This window comes from Hymenobacter lutimineralis (assembly GCF_008271285.1).
In the GTDB taxonomy this organism is placed as follows: domain Bacteria; phylum Bacteroidota; class Bacteroidia; order Cytophagales; family Hymenobacteraceae; genus Hymenobacter; species Hymenobacter lutimineralis.
The window spans coordinates 208,667-223,539 of record NZ_VTHL01000003.1 but is presented as its reverse complement, the minus strand read 5'-3'; the positions used below and the strand labels follow the sequence as shown (position 1 = coordinate 223,539).

The following is a 14,873-nucleotide window of genomic DNA, read 5'->3' as shown; positions in this document are numbered from 1 at the left end:
CGTCCGAGTTGATATTGCCAATCAAGTTTCATCCAGCTGTCGGATAGCACCATTTTAACGGCCTGTCGCACCGCAAAGCCGTGCCACAGCCTCAACTCTTTCCCCTACCTGTTAATGACTAGTACTCGCCTTTTTCTAATTCTTGCTTTATTAATAATTAGGATTGTATCATATGCCCAAGCGCCCGCTATAGCATCGTCTCCGCTGATCTACCATCCCGTGCGCAGCATTAGTCCCGCGGACACCAATTTCCGGGATCTAGCATTCCTAAAGAAAGAAATTGGCGACGCGCGGGTAGTTTTCCTAGGAGAGCCAACCCACGGCGAGGGCAATGTGTTCGAAGCTAAAACGCGGCTTGTACGCTACTTACAGCAGCAGGGGTTTGGCACTATAGCCTTTGAAAGTGGCTTCTACGAAGTGGCCCGGGCGCAGCAGGCTATTGAGGCTGGCCAGGACCCGGCAGCCTGTCTGAGTAAGAGCGTATTTCCGATTTGGACCCAGAGCCGAGAATTCCAATCGCTCATCTCACTTGTTGGCACAAGCCGGCTTAAAATAGCTGGTTTCGACCCCCAGTTGAGTGGAGAATACGGGGAAGAATTAGTTGAGGATCTACAGGCCTTTTTGGGTTCCAGCAAGCAGGTACAGGATGTCCCCTTTGACTATCTGGAAGAGGTGGTTGCCTCGATGGGGCACTTCTACACGTTTCCGCCCACTCACCAATATGCACTATTTAATATGGCTATTGGCAAAGTGAGTAAGCAAGTGCGCCAAGTGGCCGCTGCCGACCCGCGCCGACGGGCCCGCGCTGAGTTCTGGCTTCAAACCCTGACCAGCCTCAATGCGTTGGCCCGGGACTATGCCCAAAATGATACCGGAGCGAAAGGTCCGCAGGAATTTAAGGCGCAGGACAGCAACCTGCGTGACCGGCTGATGGCCGACAACTTGCTTTGGTACTTGCGCCAGCACCCCACCGAGAAAGTCATCTGCTGGGGCGCTGCCCCCCATTTCGCTGGACGGTTAACCAGTCTGCAAAACCCCGAGCTGCAGGCGTTCCGACCCATGGGCGGATTGGTGAAGGCCTCCCTGCCGATGGGGCAAGTGTACTTGTTGGGCACGGCTACGGCCGGGGGCAAATACGGTAACGTGCATCGTCCGCATCAGGAAGTACCGGTGCCCGCACCCGGTGGTCTGGAGGCGCAGCTGGCTGCCCTGGGCCCAGAATATCTGTTTGTGCCTATGCGACAGCCAACATTGGAAAGCACGACCGCCTCGCTGTTTGAATACCAGCCCGTGGCTGGCAACTGGACTCAGGTGTTCGACGGGCTGCTGTTCCTGAGAACCGTGCGCCCGCCCGTACTTGTCGGACAGCCTCTGCCACTTACCCGTGGTGACTCCGTACGATTTACCAAAACCGGCCGGGGCACGCTGGCAATGGATGCCCGTCGTGTGAGAATGCGGGCTGCCGGGACAGGGCTTGCTGGGGGCCGGCTGTGTGGTGTGGTGCTTGACCAGAAAACACAGACAGCCGTGCCCTTTGCCAGCGTATACCTCAAGCAGCAAGAAATAGGCCTTATTACCAATATTAAGGGCGAGTTTGAGCTGCCCCAACCTACTACACCTGACTCGCTGGTGGTAACCAGCCTGGGATTTGGCCGGCAAGCCGTGGCAGTGCCTGCACAGCCCTACTTGACCGTGCTGCTGCCACCCTATACGTACTCGCTGGCCGAAGTGACAATTAAGGGCGAAAGCATGGACGCGCGCACCATTATGGCGCGTGTCCTGCAGCGGCTGCCTCAGAACTATACCCAGCAGGACTATAATGCCAATGTCTATGCCCGCGCTTCATCTACCAACTTCGACTCTTTGTTGTATGATGTAGACTACTTCAGCTCCTTTTACGACCCCCAGGGGTACCGCTCGGTGGGAGAAGCGACCTCGCGGCTGGAGGAAGTAAAATGGAATAAGGAACCAGGCAAAGGCAACGTTTGGACAGAGTATCACTTTGCCCATTCCGGGTACTTTACTAATTTTCACGACTTAGTAGATAAAAACCCCCTCTTTCAAGCTCGCACCTTGAAGAGTTACACCTATTCGCTGAGTGGCGTGATTCAGGAGCAGGGACGGGACCTGCTAGTTATTGACTTTGCCGCTAGAAAAAACAGCTACCGCACGACCGGTGACTACTTTGATCAGGGGTATAGCGGCAAGCTCTATGTAAACCGAGCTGATTATGCCGTAACACGTTGTGAAGTAGAATGGCAACGTGATACTGTATTGCTGAACAGCCTGACTCACAAATATTATGCACAGGGTGGCTCAGCTGCTCAGCGTTGGCACCACGTGCACCAAGACTATCGGATCCGGCAAACCGTGACGTATCAGCAGCTGAACCCCGGTGGGCCGTATTTTCTTGACCACAGCGCGCAGACTTGGATAGAAAAGCATACCGACTTGGCCACCGGCCGGCGTATGGAAAAACTCTCTGTGTTGAGCCTGCAGTTTGCCAACATCCGCACCAGTGACGTAGTCCCCTTGGCACCCCAGCCATCACTTGCCAGCATGTTGCTCAAAGGCAGGCCCTTCAACGAGGCCTTTTGGCGTACCCATCTCCGGCCCGACAGCCTGAGGGGACAGACTAAGTGAAAAGGTAGACGCGTGATACAAGACCCCGTTCTTCTCGTCTTTGGGTTGCGTGGATGGGCCCTCAGCTATGAGCCCCAGACTACAAGGTTAGGAGCCGCAGTCGGCTAACTAGTCGTTAAACAAGCCCGGTTATGAAAAAAGCTCCTCCCAGCAGCTTGTCCTTACCCAAATCTTCTAAAGCGTTCCGGCCATAAGCCGGAACGCTTTTTTTAGTACTGTTGGCCTTGGTTAAAAGTTTGGTACAAAAGATACTGTGATGGCAAGCAAGCGCTAAACCGTCTTTATTTATCTTCGAGCCTCTGAAGGAGGACGTGTGCGTTTATCCTGCGTAGCCTCGGCCCATTTCGGTGGCCGGGGCTATTTCTTGCCCGGCTAGGTGGGCGGTGGGGTAGCCAGGATCATACACCCGGTCCGTTTTCCAGAGCGCGTAGCAGAGCACGAGCAGTTTGCGCATAACGGCAATGACGCCGGGCTTGCCGCTGGGGTGGCGCGTACGTAACCGGGCATAAAAGGCGATTTGCCGCGGGTTATGGCGCAGGCTGCTGAGCGCGGGCAAATAAAGCGCCGTGCGTAGGCGTGTGTTGCCGCGCTTCGAGATGCGGGTGGCGTGCGCCGAGAGGCCGCTTTGCCGCTGCACCACGTCCAGGCCGGCATAGGAGGCGAGTTGACGCTCGTTCTCGACCAGGGCAAAGCCGCTGGTCGAGAACGAGGATGGCTGTCGTTAGACCGATTCCTGGAATACTGGTCAACTGGGCCAACTTGCGCGCCAGCTCCGGCTCGGCTGCCAGCAGTTCCATCAGGTCCTGGTCCAGCGCTGCCAGCTGCTGCAGGATAAGTTGCTGCTGGGCCGCCAGGCGTGCCAGCGTCCGGCTATCGGGCTGGTAGCTATGCTGGTAAGCATGTACGCGGGCTTTGAGCTGCGCCCCTTGCTTGGTCAGCACCTGCCGCTCGCGGACCAGTGCCCGCAGCTGCCGCAGCGCCGGCGTGGGCGGCTGCCAGGCCGGCAGCGCCCGCTCCAGACCCAACCGGCAGAGCAAGCGCGCGTCCAGCTGGTCGGTCTTGCTTTTGAGTTCAGTGCTGCGGGCAAAATGCTTCACCTTGTTGGGCAACAGCACGCTGAGGAGTTGCTGCTGATCGACTAAAAAGTACGCCAGTTCCTCGTAGTAGACGCCGGTGGCTTCGACCACAAACCACAGCGGAGCGGCCGCTGATTGCTGCCGGGCCACCCATTGCAGCAGGTCAGTAAAGCCAGTTAGGGTGTTCTCGAAAATGGTTTCCTTGCCGAAGTGCAGGCACTGGCGGCTGTCTACCTGGCCCAGGCAGGCCACAAACGAATTCTTCGCAATGTCAATGCCGACGACGTATTTGAGCGGGGTACTCTCTTGTTTTGCTAGGGGCATAGGGCGAGCGGTAAGTGGGTAAAACCATCAGTCGGCCAGGTTTTTGCCACAACTTGTCTCGTGCAAATACGGGATACCGGCGCGCGGCGTGGGCTCCCTCCATACTGTGCAGTCTTCAGGCAAAACGGAAGCAGGGCACGCTTTCTTTTGTGCAACGTCGAGGCCGCAGCCGCGCGTTTAGTTAAACGTGGTGCCCCTGCTTCCTGCTCCAGCTACGCTTTGCGGAAAGGCAGCACAATCATACGAGTTAATCGGGGTGGGTAGCGGTGTGCTCCCCGTTGAAAGCCAATAGGGCCGCGACATCGAAGCGGAGTGAATCCTTGAGGGCGTCATCGGAGAAGTTAAACTCGCCATGCAAGTTGACATGCTGCCAGCTCACGGGCGAACTAGCCGCAATGGCGTCGGCGACCTGCTGACGCTCGGCTCCGGGCGCCTGAACAAGTACTGATTGAGGTACAGGCAATTCCAGCACACAATCACGTTTTGCACTAACTGTTTGCAGGCATTGGCCACCTGCTGCTCATGCAGGTGTGGGAGGGGGTGACGGGGAATCAACAGGTCGTCGATGTTCATCACAGCACAAGATTCAACATACGGCTGTAGCGCAGGCAGGGCCAACGACCTACAGAAAGAAAGTTGCTGGCCCTGTTCTGTTACTCGGCCTTATTCAGTGGCGTTTTACGGGCACTGGGATCAGCCGCGCACTCCTGGTACACCAACTTGGCGATGTCCAGATACGGTACTTTTAGGGCTGCGGCAAGCTTGTGCAGTTCGTCTTGGGTCATGCCGCCCGGCTGGTCATGGCGCTTATCGTAGGTGCGCGGGTTGATATTCCATAGGGCAACAATGTCCTTTTTCAGCATCCGGGTTCCGTCCAGCAATTCCGCCAGCGTCGAGGCTTTAATAGTCAGGTCAGTGTTATCCAGAGTGACCTTGAATAGAATGGGCGCGGGTGCGGAAGTGGATGCCATAAGGAGGACAGAGGGTAATACCAGTCGGAAAGTTACCTCTTTGCTTGATGGTTGGTAAATCCGACATGGGGAATACGGCTAAATATGGCCCGCTGACGCAGTTTTCCCAACAAATTACCTCACTCGGTGCTCCCGGGCGGCAACTGGGAGCAGTTTCCGCCCGGTATTGTACAGATAAGTAAACGCAAAACCATCCTTGGAAAACAAAATAAGAACGGTGGGGAAGAAATAAGCAACTCCCCAACTCCCATCTGGGCCTTCTTATAGCAGCGGGGGGATAAAATTAGGAAATGTCCCAGCTATAGGTAGTGAAGTTCTCTATATTTTCTGCGTAATGTGTTTTACCTTTGGGTATCCACATTACGCAGAAGGCAATGAATATCATTCAGGTTTACAAGCAATTCCCCACGCAAGCTGATTGCTTGGCCGAGCTGGAGCGTATTCGCTGGAACGGGAAACCCCAATGCCCCTACTGTAACAGCACCAACCAAACGCCTGCGCCGAAGGAGCACCGCTACCATTGCAATAACTGCAACACCTCTTTCTCTGTCACTGTTGGCACTATCTTTCACAAGACGCGCCTTGACCTGCAAAAGTGGTTCCTAGCCATTGCCTTGACCCTGAATGCCAAGAAAGGGTTTTCGGCGCGGCAGCTTGCCCGTGACATAGAAGTCAACAAAGACACGGCATGGTCGCTGATGATGCGTATTCGACGGGCATTTGTAGATGCCCCCGATCTAATGCAGGGTGTGGTTGAGATTGATGAAACGTTTGTAGGAGGGAAGAACAAAAACCGCCACAATGACAAGAAGATCAGTGGTGGACAAGGTGGTAATGGCGGTGATAAAACCATTGTCGTCGGCACCCTGAACCGTGAAGGGAAGGTTAAAGCGGAGGTAGCCCCTGATTGTACCCAGGGTACGCTAAGTGCTATCATTAAGAAGAACGTATCGAAGGGTGCCAAGATTATGACTGATGAGCACCGTGGCTATAACAGTTTGACTGAGGACTACATCCATTCGATTGTTACCCACTCTATTGGTGAATATGTCAACGGCGACACCCACACCAATACAATGGAAGGATTCTGGAGCCTGCTAAAGCGTGGGGTTATCGGTCAATATCACTACGTCACTCCCAAGTACCTCAACCAATATGTAACGGAGTTCTGCTTTCGCTACAACGCCCGCAAGGAGAAAGCAGCAGACCTGTTTCTACGAGTACTCTACAAAGCCCTGAATCCATACAGCCCAGCATCCGCAGTCCTTTAATCAACCTAACCCCTCTTCATTATGAGCAAAAACCTGACGCCAAAAGACGGCGGCAAATCGGACAATGTATCTAAGGCAGCTTACGGCTCCCTAGATAAACCCCTCATAATAGAGGGGATGCCAATCCAATGCTTCGTCCTTGATAACGAGGAGCGGGTTATTGTGCAACGTGGTCTTTTTAAGGCACTTGGCATAACCCGGGGAGGTGACACCACCGAGAAATACAAGGAGTATGGGGGTGGCGCAAGATTGGCCCGTTTCCTGGAGAATAATAACATTATCTCCTTGAAGAACAGTGATATAGGGGTGGCGCTGAAAACCCCTATTCCTTTCACTGTAAATGGCACCTTGTACTTGGGCTACAAAGCCGAAGTTCTACAGCAAATTGTAAGAGCGGTAGCTAAAGCGCACCTGCGTGGCAAGCTGCCTCCTCAATTCGATACAATAGGGGCGAACGCCGAAAAGCTTGATGATGCGCTTGCCAAGGTAGGCATCACTGCTTTGGTTGACGAAATCACTGGATTCCAAACAGTCAGAAGTCGTGAGGCCCTACAGCGCATCCTTGACAAGTACTTGTTGAAGGATTATGCGAAGTGGGCCAAGCAATTTGATGATGAGTTTTACATCCAAATGTTCCGGCTCAAAGGATGGTCGCTAGACCTGAAAACCATGAAGCGCCCGGGTGTCGTCGGCAGATACACCAACGATATAGTTTACCAGCGTATCGCACCTGGCCTATTTGAGCAGCTACAAGTTCGGAACCCTAAGATCAACGGCCGGCGCAAGGTCAAGAACTTTCAATACCTCTCGGATGACATTGGCCTACCTGCCTTGCAACGTCATATCGAGATACTTGTCGCGCTAATGCGTGCTGCGCCTAATTGGACCACTTTTATGCGGCTGGTAAACCGTTCGCTTCCCAAGCTCAACGATCAGCTAACGCTCAACCTAGAGAGTTATGAGGATTATGAGGACGGTGAAGCTGAGGACGTAACAGAAGAATAGCCAAAGAAAACGGCCTTGATCATCAAGGCCGTTTTCTTTGAACTTCACTACCTATAGCTGGGACATTACCTAAAATTACTTTAAGTCTTCCCCAGCCTTTTGCAGACGTAGCCGCAAGTCACTGCTTACCAAAATTACCGTTTCGCTGAACTCGCGTAGCCTCGTATATTTAGGATGTCCCAGTTATGGCAGCAGGGGTAACAGTGTGTTACTCCTATTTAGGCACTATTGCCCGACCGAATGGCCGCCCTCGCACCGAAGCGGAGCCTTCTCTGTTAGCCGCTACTTTTTAGCCTGAAGCTTCGTCAGCTTCTGCCGGGTTTCAGGGAATTCTTTCAGTTGCAATGCCTTCGAGTAGGAAGCAATGGCCAGGGCCGGCTGGCCCTGGGACTGGTAGTAGTCGCCAAGGCTGTCGTGGACGTTGAAGCTGGTGGGGTAGTTGCGCACATTGAGCTGAAATAGGGCCAGGGACCGCGCGGCTTTTCCAGGCTGCGAAAGCAGATAGTAGGCGAGGGCATTGACCGCGGATTCGGGCGGCAGCACCACATGGCCGGCCTGCGCCGACACCTGCCGGTAGTGCGCCTCCAACAGGGCCGCTTGGTCGGCCTTGGAGGCCGGATTGAACAGGTCGCTGGTAGCGGCCGGCAAGAGCGCGTAGGCCGAGAACAGAAAGTGCAGGGCGTCGTAGGTGGCCAGCAGGGGCACCGTGTTGTGCGTATCGGTGGAGTAGTATTTATAGGCCGAGCGCAGCCCGTTGCGGCGGTTGCGGGCCAACTCGTCGCGTAGCTTCCATTGGGAACGGGTCAGGGCTCCCCCTACCGATACATCTCGCAGCACCCGCACCGAATCCAGTCCTGTATTGTTGGCCGAGGCCACGAATAACGCCCGACCGGCAAACCGGGGCTGTTCCAGGGCCTCGTGGGCCTGCTTGAGTAACTTTTCCTGGTCCCAAAACAGGCTGGGGTCGATGGCAACGTAATTCTCAAACAGGTCGGGGTGATGCACCAGCGTGTTCAGCACCAGCAGCCCGCCAAACGAGTGGCCGATAAGGGTGCGGTGGGTCGTGGTGGGATAATGCGCATCAATGTAAGGAATCAGTTCCTTTTCCAAAAAGGCGGTGAAGTGTTCGCCGCCGCCAGCGGTTTTGAGCACGGCCGCGGGCAGCACATCCGTGTCGGTGGTGGAGGTGGAAGGGGTCAGGTCGCGGGTGCGGTTGGTATTAGGAATGCCCACGACAATCATCTCCGGGCACACCGAATTGGGGAATTCGCTCAGCTTTTGCAGCACGCCCGTCGTGGTCGTAAACCAGGCATCGCCGTCGAGCAGGTACACCACAGGGTAACGTTGCTTGAGGTAGGTGGGGTCGGTCGCACTGGCGGGCACGTACACCCAGAGCGTGCGCTTTTCCTTCAATACCACCGACGTGACGCTATCAACACGGCCGATGACGATGGCGTTGTTTTTAACCGTTTGGGCCTGCACCAGCGAGGAACCGACCAATAAACACAAGAGAAAGAGTAGCTTCATGGAAAAATGGTTGGGTGTAGCCGCCTAAATGTACAAGCGTATATAGGGAAAAGCATGATTCGCTCGGCAAAATCCGACAGTCAGTTAATAGCTCCTTTGAATGAACGGCAGAAATCAGCTCGGCACCAGGTGCTAGGTGCCTACGACATTGTCGGGAGAGTTTAAGAAACCCGTCTACGATTCAAAGTTTACGAAACTCGAAAACGAGATGAGTTTCGTAAACTCAAACCCAAGTGCTTTCCTGGGTCCAGGCGAACAGGATTTTGGGAGCAGCATGACCGGAAAGGCTGGGGAAGGCTTAAAGTAATTTTATCCCCCCGCTGCTATAAGAAGGCCTGCTCCAGGGTGGCCCGCTTGCCGGAATGGTAGGCATATGAATCGTGCGGGTAGGTGCCCAAGTTCAACTCTGTCGGCTCCCACGGGCATTCCCCGCTGCCGCCCATCTCTTCCTCAAACGCAAACCACCTGAGTAGCCCGCCCTGCGCCACGATGCGCCCCCGGTATTGCGCGGGCTGGGGCTTCATTTCAGCCGCCAGGTCGCTCAGCGTCGCGTACTCGTCGGCCTGGTCAGTGGCCGTGAAGGGTACCCGCCCCGGAATGCGAAACGGGCCGGGGTGCTGGGCGGTCACGTCCTGCACCTGGTCTACGGTGCCAGCGACGAGTTCAAGAATCCGCGGTGCCCCCTCGGCGGGCACTTCCAGGTACAGAAAATCGGCGAGGTCTTTCCAGTTGCCGGCATCGGCGCGCTGCGCGGCATCCTGCCGGTCAGTGCCAGTGAATTCTTCTATGTCATAGAAGCCGTAAAAATCGGACAACTCGCCCTGGACTACAATAAGGCGGCCGTTCTCGCGGTGCTGAAAATGAGATACTGGCTGGTTGGAGGCGGGCATTTCTGGGCTGGTCTTTTTCATCGGAGTAAGGGCTAGGGTAGGGACTAATAGAGATAGTTGGGGTGAGCGGCCGGGCCTAGCTCACGGGCTTCTTTTTCAAGCTGAGCGTCTTCCCATTTCTCGCTCTCGGCAATGGCCAGGGCCTTCCACTCCATCAGCTAGGCCGCGTCAGTGGATTTGCTAATCAGGTCCTCGGCCTTCTGGCGGCGCTCCGGGGTGAAAGCCGGGTGATTCAGCACGCGCCGTAGGTTGCTGCGGGCTGACTGTACCATCAGCATCAGGCCAGCATTGGAAAGCGTGGCAACGGGGGCGGAAGAAGGGGCGGTCAGCATAGAAAGAGGGCTAAAGAGTGAGCAGCTTTGCTATACTCGTTAAACGTAAATCATACCTAAATAGTGGTACTTTGTACATTTATTTATGCGGTTTTTATCGGCTTTTTTATGAAATGTGCACGAAAAAGCCGCCCGGTCAGGGGCGGCTTTCTTACTGGAAGCACCTAGCGCAACTGCTCGGATTTCATCAGCACAACGGTGCCGACTACTACATCAATCGGGCTGTACTGCTCGGGCGGGTAGGTATCAAACCAAGCGGCCGTAGCCAATATATTGAGCGCGGCCCCGCTGTATTTGCCGTTGTCGTCGATTACTAGAATGTAGCCGGCAAGCGGGCCATACTGGAAATAGTGAATGTCCAGCGTATCAGCGCCGATAAGGGGCCGTAGCTGGTCGAATTTGAAGGTTTTGCCTTTGGTCGGGCGTATCTCGGTCAGGCTCCCATCCACACCCAGCACCGTGGCGGTGCCCTCGGCGGGCACCATTGCGGTACGCTGGGCCAACAGGTACTCGCCTAGCTCCCGGACGGTAGAAAATACGCGTTCGGTGCCCTCGATGCGGAACGGGCCTAAGTAGTAAGCCGGCGTCGTCACCACCTGGCCGCGAGCGGTTACGCCGACCGTCGTTGCTAACAAGGCCGCGCCGCGCTGGGTGACCTGCAGAAACACGGTAGCGGGGAGCTTCTTCCACCATGCGGCCACGGTTAGGTCGGCACCGGCACCGCCGTAGAACATCTGCACACTGGACAGATTGAAAAGGTGGGGGCCAACCAGAACGACAGGGTGCGCGGCGGGCTGGGGAACGGGGGTGATTTCCATAGAAAAAAGGGGGTTTAGATGCGTTTCTTACTTACTTATTAAACGCAAATCATACCAAAATAGATGCACTTTATGCATTTTTAATAATGCATTTTACATCTGCTTTTTTCCACTGCCCCCGCTGGAATGGGCAAAAAAAGAGCGCAACAAACGGGGAGGCTGCTGCGCTCGGTGGCTTGATGCCGGCGGGGCTACTCGTGTAGTATGCATGCCACGCGCTTAGTCATCGCGTAGGAGTGCTGGTAGTGATTAGAACCCCGGCAACGGGCAAGCCCTGCTCAGTGCGGATGCTGCGGCGGGGACCGCCGGGCACCCTGGGCTCGAACCAATCCCGGTAGGCTGTGGTCAGCCGGTCAGCGACGACGGCCAGCCGCTCCGGGCTACGCTTAATCCAGATGTGGCAACTGCCACACCCTACCTGGTATGCGTCGCCCATCAGTTCCCGGATTGCGCCGGCCAGGTCGCGCAAGTCATTCTGGTGGCTGTGGGTCTGAACATACCGGCGGACTTGCTCCAGCAACTGCTGTTCGGCCTTATCGTAGGGTTGCTGCTCAATGGCTAAGTAGGCCTGCTGCGCAGCGTAGGTCCGGGCAGTGGGGTCGAATTTATCGGATTGGCTCATCGGGGTACTGGTTAGGCATGAAGAAGCGGCCGGGCTGGTCAGGCCCGGCCGGCGGCCTAGCGCTGCGGGGCGCTGGCTAATGTGCGCGCGAGGTGCAGGACGTGGGCGTTGTGGAAGGCTTCGGCAAACACGCCGCGCCGGTAGTCGCCGGCCAGCTGGCCGACGTCAGCAAACGCGTAGCGCAGGCCCGTATCACCCAGCGGCACCAGGTACTGGTCAGCCTCCTCGGCATTGAAGCCGCCCACGTTGCGCCCGTCGCTCAGCAGCAGCGAGACGCCGGGCCGGTGGTCGGGTCCGTCAACGAACGTATAGGTTTCATAAATCAGCCCTACCGCCTTCTCAAAGGGGTAATACACGGCCTCGCCTACGGCTAAATCCTTATATTCTGGCATGGGTAGGTAGCATAAGATGGAAAGGAGAAGGGAATCATACGAGAAGCAAGGCGTATTGGCCTCCCTGCTCCTCGCGGGTCATGCGCAGGCCCTCACGGGCTATTGCCCGGGTCGCCCGAACCAGCTTTAACAGCGCCTCGTACGCCTCGGGCGTGTCTATTTCCATCATCAGGCGCTCGGCTACCTCCTCGGTCAGCACCTCGCTGTTAATGCCTTTGCCAAGCTGCTGCATCATTACCTCCACGTCGGCGATGGCGGCTATTATTCGGTTGCGGTACTGGTTCCAGCTGGGGTGCTGAATAGTGGGGGCTTCGCTGGCTTTCATCAGGAAAGAGACTAGGATTAGAGCTAAGGCTAGGATTAGGGCTAGGGCTAGGAGCTTGGGGGCAGCAGCAGCTTTGCTGCTACCCCGGCCCTGAGCGCTAAGCGGCGGCTAGCCAGCTCAACTCTGCGGCGGCGTACTCGCGGCCGATGGTGTCAAGCTCGGGTGCTGCCCCGCTCGGGACGGCCACCATCACCGCGCCGGGCACCGGCTGCTGCCGCTGCTCGGCGGGCTGCTCCTGCACCTGCGGCTCGTCAGGCTCGGTGGTGTGACCCAGAATCAACTCGGCGGCTTTCTGGGCCTTGCTGGCGGCTTTTATGACTAGCTGGTTATCATTTTTCAGCCGCTCCAACCAGCTTTGGATATAGGCCACGGCGTTTTCCTCGGTCTGCTCGGTCGCAATGCCAGCGGCGGCACTCAGGAACGATGCGCCCATTTCGGCGGTCAACTCCTCGCGGGCATAGCTCAGGCTTTGCTTGCCTTCGCCGGCGGTCAGGTCGGCGCGGTCAAGGCGGGCCTTGTGGCCGGTGCTGTGGGTCAGTTCGTGGAAAAGGGTTTGATAGTAGCCTTCCGACGTGGTGAACGTCTCCGGCTTGGGCATATTCACAAAGTCCAACGAAGGGGAGTAGTAGGCGCGCTGGTGCAGGTGCTGAATCGCGGGCTTACCGTCCCACGCTTCCACAATGCCTTCGGCTACCTCGCTGGGAGTGAATTTGCGCTTTTCTACTTTGGGCAAATCAAACGTAATGCCTTCGATATCCTCCACCGAAAAAACGGTGTAATACTTTAGAAAGGGCATTTTCTCCTCTTTGCCGGTTTGCTTGTTCTCGCGGGTGGAAACGTTGTAATACACCACCTGATGGCCTTTGGCCCCCTTGCGGACATTACCGCCCATTTCGAGGGCCTGCTTGAACGTCATGAAAAACGGCAGGGCACCGCTGAAATGCAGTAAAAACAGGTTGATACCACTATAAACGCGGCCGGTGACGTAGTTGCGGGGCAAGCCGTAAACCGCGTTCCACGGCTTGCGCCACGGAATGATGCCGCCTTCGAGGGCCGAAATGATGCGGTCGGTTACAATCTGGTACACATCGGGGCGGGCAGCGGTGGCCTTGCTGGTGGCTTTCTTGGCGGCGGCTTTCGTGGTCTTTTTCATGATAAACGGTTGCTGTTGTGTGTGTTGCTATATACTTATTAAACGCAAATCATACATTTGTAGTTGCGATAAATACATTTATTAAAGCCCTTTTTACACACATTTAAACCGCCTTTTTTCCCCACTGCCCCAATCGTTTCCCGATTTCGTTTGGGCCGCATTGGGGCACTAGTTCTGGTATTCGGGTGGGCGGGAAAAAGCGCGCCTGCAGTCGTAACGACCAGCGGGAGTGAAGACAGCAGACTTGTTTTCCGGCGTGGCCCGTTGCGTGAGATACTGTGATGAAAAGCAATGAATGGTCAGGATTATTACCTTTGGTTTCTTTGAAGGAGGGCCTTCGGGTTCATCCTGTGTAGCCTCGGCCCATCACGTGGCTGGGGCTACTTCTTTTTCCGCTAGTTGGGCCGGGTGAAATAGCGGGTCGTAGGGCCGGTCGTTTTTCCAGAGCGAATAGCACAGCAACAAGAGCTTGCGCATGACGGCAATTACGCCGGGCTTGCCACTGGGCTGGCGGGCCCGTAAGCGGGCGTAAAAAGCTTTTTGCTGAGGATTGTAACGCAAACTACTGACCGCCGGCAAGTATAGGGCCGTGCGCAGGCGCACGTTGCCTCGTCGGGAGATGCGTGTGGCCTGGGCTGAGAGGCCGCTCTGGCGCTGCACGACATCCAGCCCGGCGTAGGAAGTGAGCTGGCGCTCGTTTTCCACCAAGCTGAAGCCCGTGGTTTCCGCCACGACCACAATGGCCGTGGTCAGGCCGATGCCCGGCACGCTGGTCAGATGAGCCAGTTTACGGGCTAACTCCGGCTCGGCGTCGAGCAGTGCCGAGAGGTCCTGGTCGACGGCCTTCAACTGCTGGGCAATGAGTTGTTGCTGCGCGGCCAGCCGCTGCAGGGTGCGTTCATCGGGCTGGTAGCTGTGCTGATAGGCGTGGCAGCGGGTTTTGAGTCGCCCGCCCTGATCGGCCAGGCGCTGCCGCTCGCGGGCCAGGGCCCGCAACTGGCGCAGGGCGGGCGTGGGCGGCTGCCAGGCAGGCAGGGCCCGCTCCAGGCCCAGGCGGCAGAGCAGCCGGGCGTCCAGCTGGTCGGTTTTGCTCTTGAACTCGGTGCTCTGGGCAAAGTGCTTGACTTTATTGGGCAACAGCACGCTCAGAGCCTGCTCGTTGTCGGCGAGAAAATAGGCCAGCGCCTCGTAGTACACGCCGGTGGCTTCAACCACAAACCAGAGCGCCGCAGCGGTGGCCTGCTGCCGAGCCGCCCACGCGAGCAGGGCCTCAAAACCGGCCAACGTGTTATCGAAGGTGGCTTCTTTCCCGAAGCGCAACTGCTGGCTGGGCTCGATGAGGCCGAAGCAGGCCACGAACGTGTCTTTGGCGATGTCAATGCCTACGACATACTTGAGGGGGGCGGTGAGGGAAGCGACGATGGGCATGGGCACAGGGTAAAAAGGTGGAAAGCAACCAGCCGGCAAGGTTTTCACCGCAACTATCCTTGTACAAATGCGGGATGCCAGTAGCACCAGGCTCCC

Annotated in this window: 16 protein-coding genes; 3 read left to right on the top strand and 13 right to left on the bottom strand. The window is 56.4% G+C overall.

The features are described 5' to 3' along the window. Nucleotides 1-114: 114 nt before the first annotated feature. A complete protein-coding gene (locus FY528_RS04960) occupies nt 115-2,643 on the top strand; it encodes an erythromycin esterase family protein (protein WP_149069885.1) in 2,529 nt (842 codons plus the stop codon). 319 nt (nt 2,644-2,962) lie between these two features. On the opposite strand, the gene FY528_RS21780 is transcribed toward FY528_RS04960, so the two are convergent. From FY528_RS21780 to FY528_RS04940, 4 genes are all read right to left on the bottom strand, one after another. After that, complete coding sequence (locus FY528_RS21780) at nt 2,963-3,280, bottom strand: transposase (RefSeq protein WP_373281602.1); 318 nt, start codon at nt 3,278-3,280, stop codon at nt 2,963-2,965. Continuing rightward, entirely contained in the window at nt 3,171-4,043 is an 873-nt protein-coding gene (locus tag FY528_RS04955; RefSeq protein WP_149069884.1) for an IS110 family transposase, read from the bottom strand. The genes FY528_RS21780 and FY528_RS04955 overlap by 110 nt, the downstream gene beginning before the upstream one ends. Before the next feature lie 247 nt (nt 4,044-4,290). Next, complete coding sequence (locus tag FY528_RS04950) at nt 4,291-4,515, bottom strand: hypothetical protein (RefSeq protein ID WP_187632023.1); 225 nt, start codon at nt 4,513-4,515, stop codon at nt 4,291-4,293. Between the two features lie 181 nt (nt 4,516-4,696). After that, entirely contained in the window at nt 4,697-5,014 is a 318-nt protein-coding gene (locus tag FY528_RS04940) for a hypothetical protein (RefSeq protein ID WP_149069881.1), read from the bottom strand. A 347-nt stretch (nt 5,015-5,361) separates the two neighbouring features. On the opposite strand from FY528_RS04940, the gene FY528_RS04935 reads away from it, so the two are divergent. Beyond that, a complete protein-coding gene (locus tag FY528_RS04935; protein ID WP_187632012.1) occupies nt 5,362-6,285 on the top strand; it encodes an IS1595 family transposase in 924 nt (307 codons plus the stop codon). A gap of 21 nt (nt 6,286-6,306) precedes the next feature. Continuing rightward, nucleotides 6,307-7,290, top strand: coding sequence for a P63C domain-containing protein (locus FY528_RS04930; RefSeq protein WP_149069879.1), 984 nt, complete (start codon nt 6,307-6,309; stop codon nt 7,288-7,290). 282 nt (nt 7,291-7,572) lie between these two features. Here the strand turns inward: FY528_RS04930 and FY528_RS04925 are convergent, their stop codons facing one another. The 9 genes from FY528_RS04925 to FY528_RS04890 form a co-directional block, all read right to left on the bottom strand. Then, nucleotides 7,573-8,817, bottom strand: a complete 1,245-nt coding sequence (locus FY528_RS04925; RefSeq protein WP_149069878.1) for an alpha/beta hydrolase-fold protein — start codon at nt 8,815-8,817, stop codon at nt 7,573-7,575. Between the two features lie 323 nt (nt 8,818-9,140). After that, the gene (locus FY528_RS04920) at nt 9,141-9,728 is read right to left on the bottom strand and encodes a hypothetical protein (RefSeq protein WP_149069877.1); all 588 of its coding nucleotides are present in this window, start codon (nt 9,726-9,728) and stop codon (nt 9,141-9,143) included. A 137-nt stretch (nt 9,729-9,865) separates the two neighbouring features. After that, nucleotides 9,866-10,039 carry a hypothetical protein gene (locus FY528_RS21165; protein WP_187632011.1) on the bottom strand — a complete coding sequence of 58 codons (174 nt, stop codon included), beginning with the start codon at nt 10,037-10,039 and terminating at the stop codon, nt 9,866-9,868. 164 nt (nt 10,040-10,203) lie between these two features. Further along, entirely contained in the window at nt 10,204-10,857 is a 654-nt protein-coding gene (locus FY528_RS04915) for a hypothetical protein (protein ID WP_149069876.1), read from the bottom strand. Between the two features lie 223 nt (nt 10,858-11,080). Further along, on the bottom strand, nt 11,081-11,479 hold the full coding sequence (locus FY528_RS04910) for a hypothetical protein (protein ID WP_149069875.1): 399 nt from the start codon (nt 11,477-11,479) through the stop codon (nt 11,081-11,083). Nucleotides 11,480-11,535: 56 nt separating this feature from the next. Then, nucleotides 11,536-11,871 carry a hypothetical protein gene (locus FY528_RS04905; protein ID WP_149069874.1) on the bottom strand — a complete coding sequence of 112 codons (336 nt, stop codon included), beginning with the start codon at nt 11,869-11,871 and terminating at the stop codon, nt 11,536-11,538. A 34-nt stretch (nt 11,872-11,905) separates the two neighbouring features. After that, nucleotides 11,906-12,196 carry a hypothetical protein gene (locus FY528_RS04900; protein ID WP_073112490.1) on the bottom strand — a complete coding sequence of 97 codons (291 nt, stop codon included), beginning with the start codon at nt 12,194-12,196 and terminating at the stop codon, nt 11,906-11,908. Nucleotides 12,197-12,293: 97 nt separating this feature from the next. Further along, on the bottom strand, nt 12,294-13,349 hold the full coding sequence (locus FY528_RS04895) for an ArdC family protein (RefSeq protein ID WP_149069873.1): 1,056 nt from the start codon (nt 13,347-13,349) through the stop codon (nt 12,294-12,296). A 366-nt stretch (nt 13,350-13,715) separates the two neighbouring features. Then, entirely contained in the window at nt 13,716-14,777 is a 1,062-nt protein-coding gene (locus FY528_RS04890) for an IS110 family transposase (protein ID WP_149069872.1), read from the bottom strand. Nucleotides 14,778-14,873 lie beyond the last annotated feature (96 nt).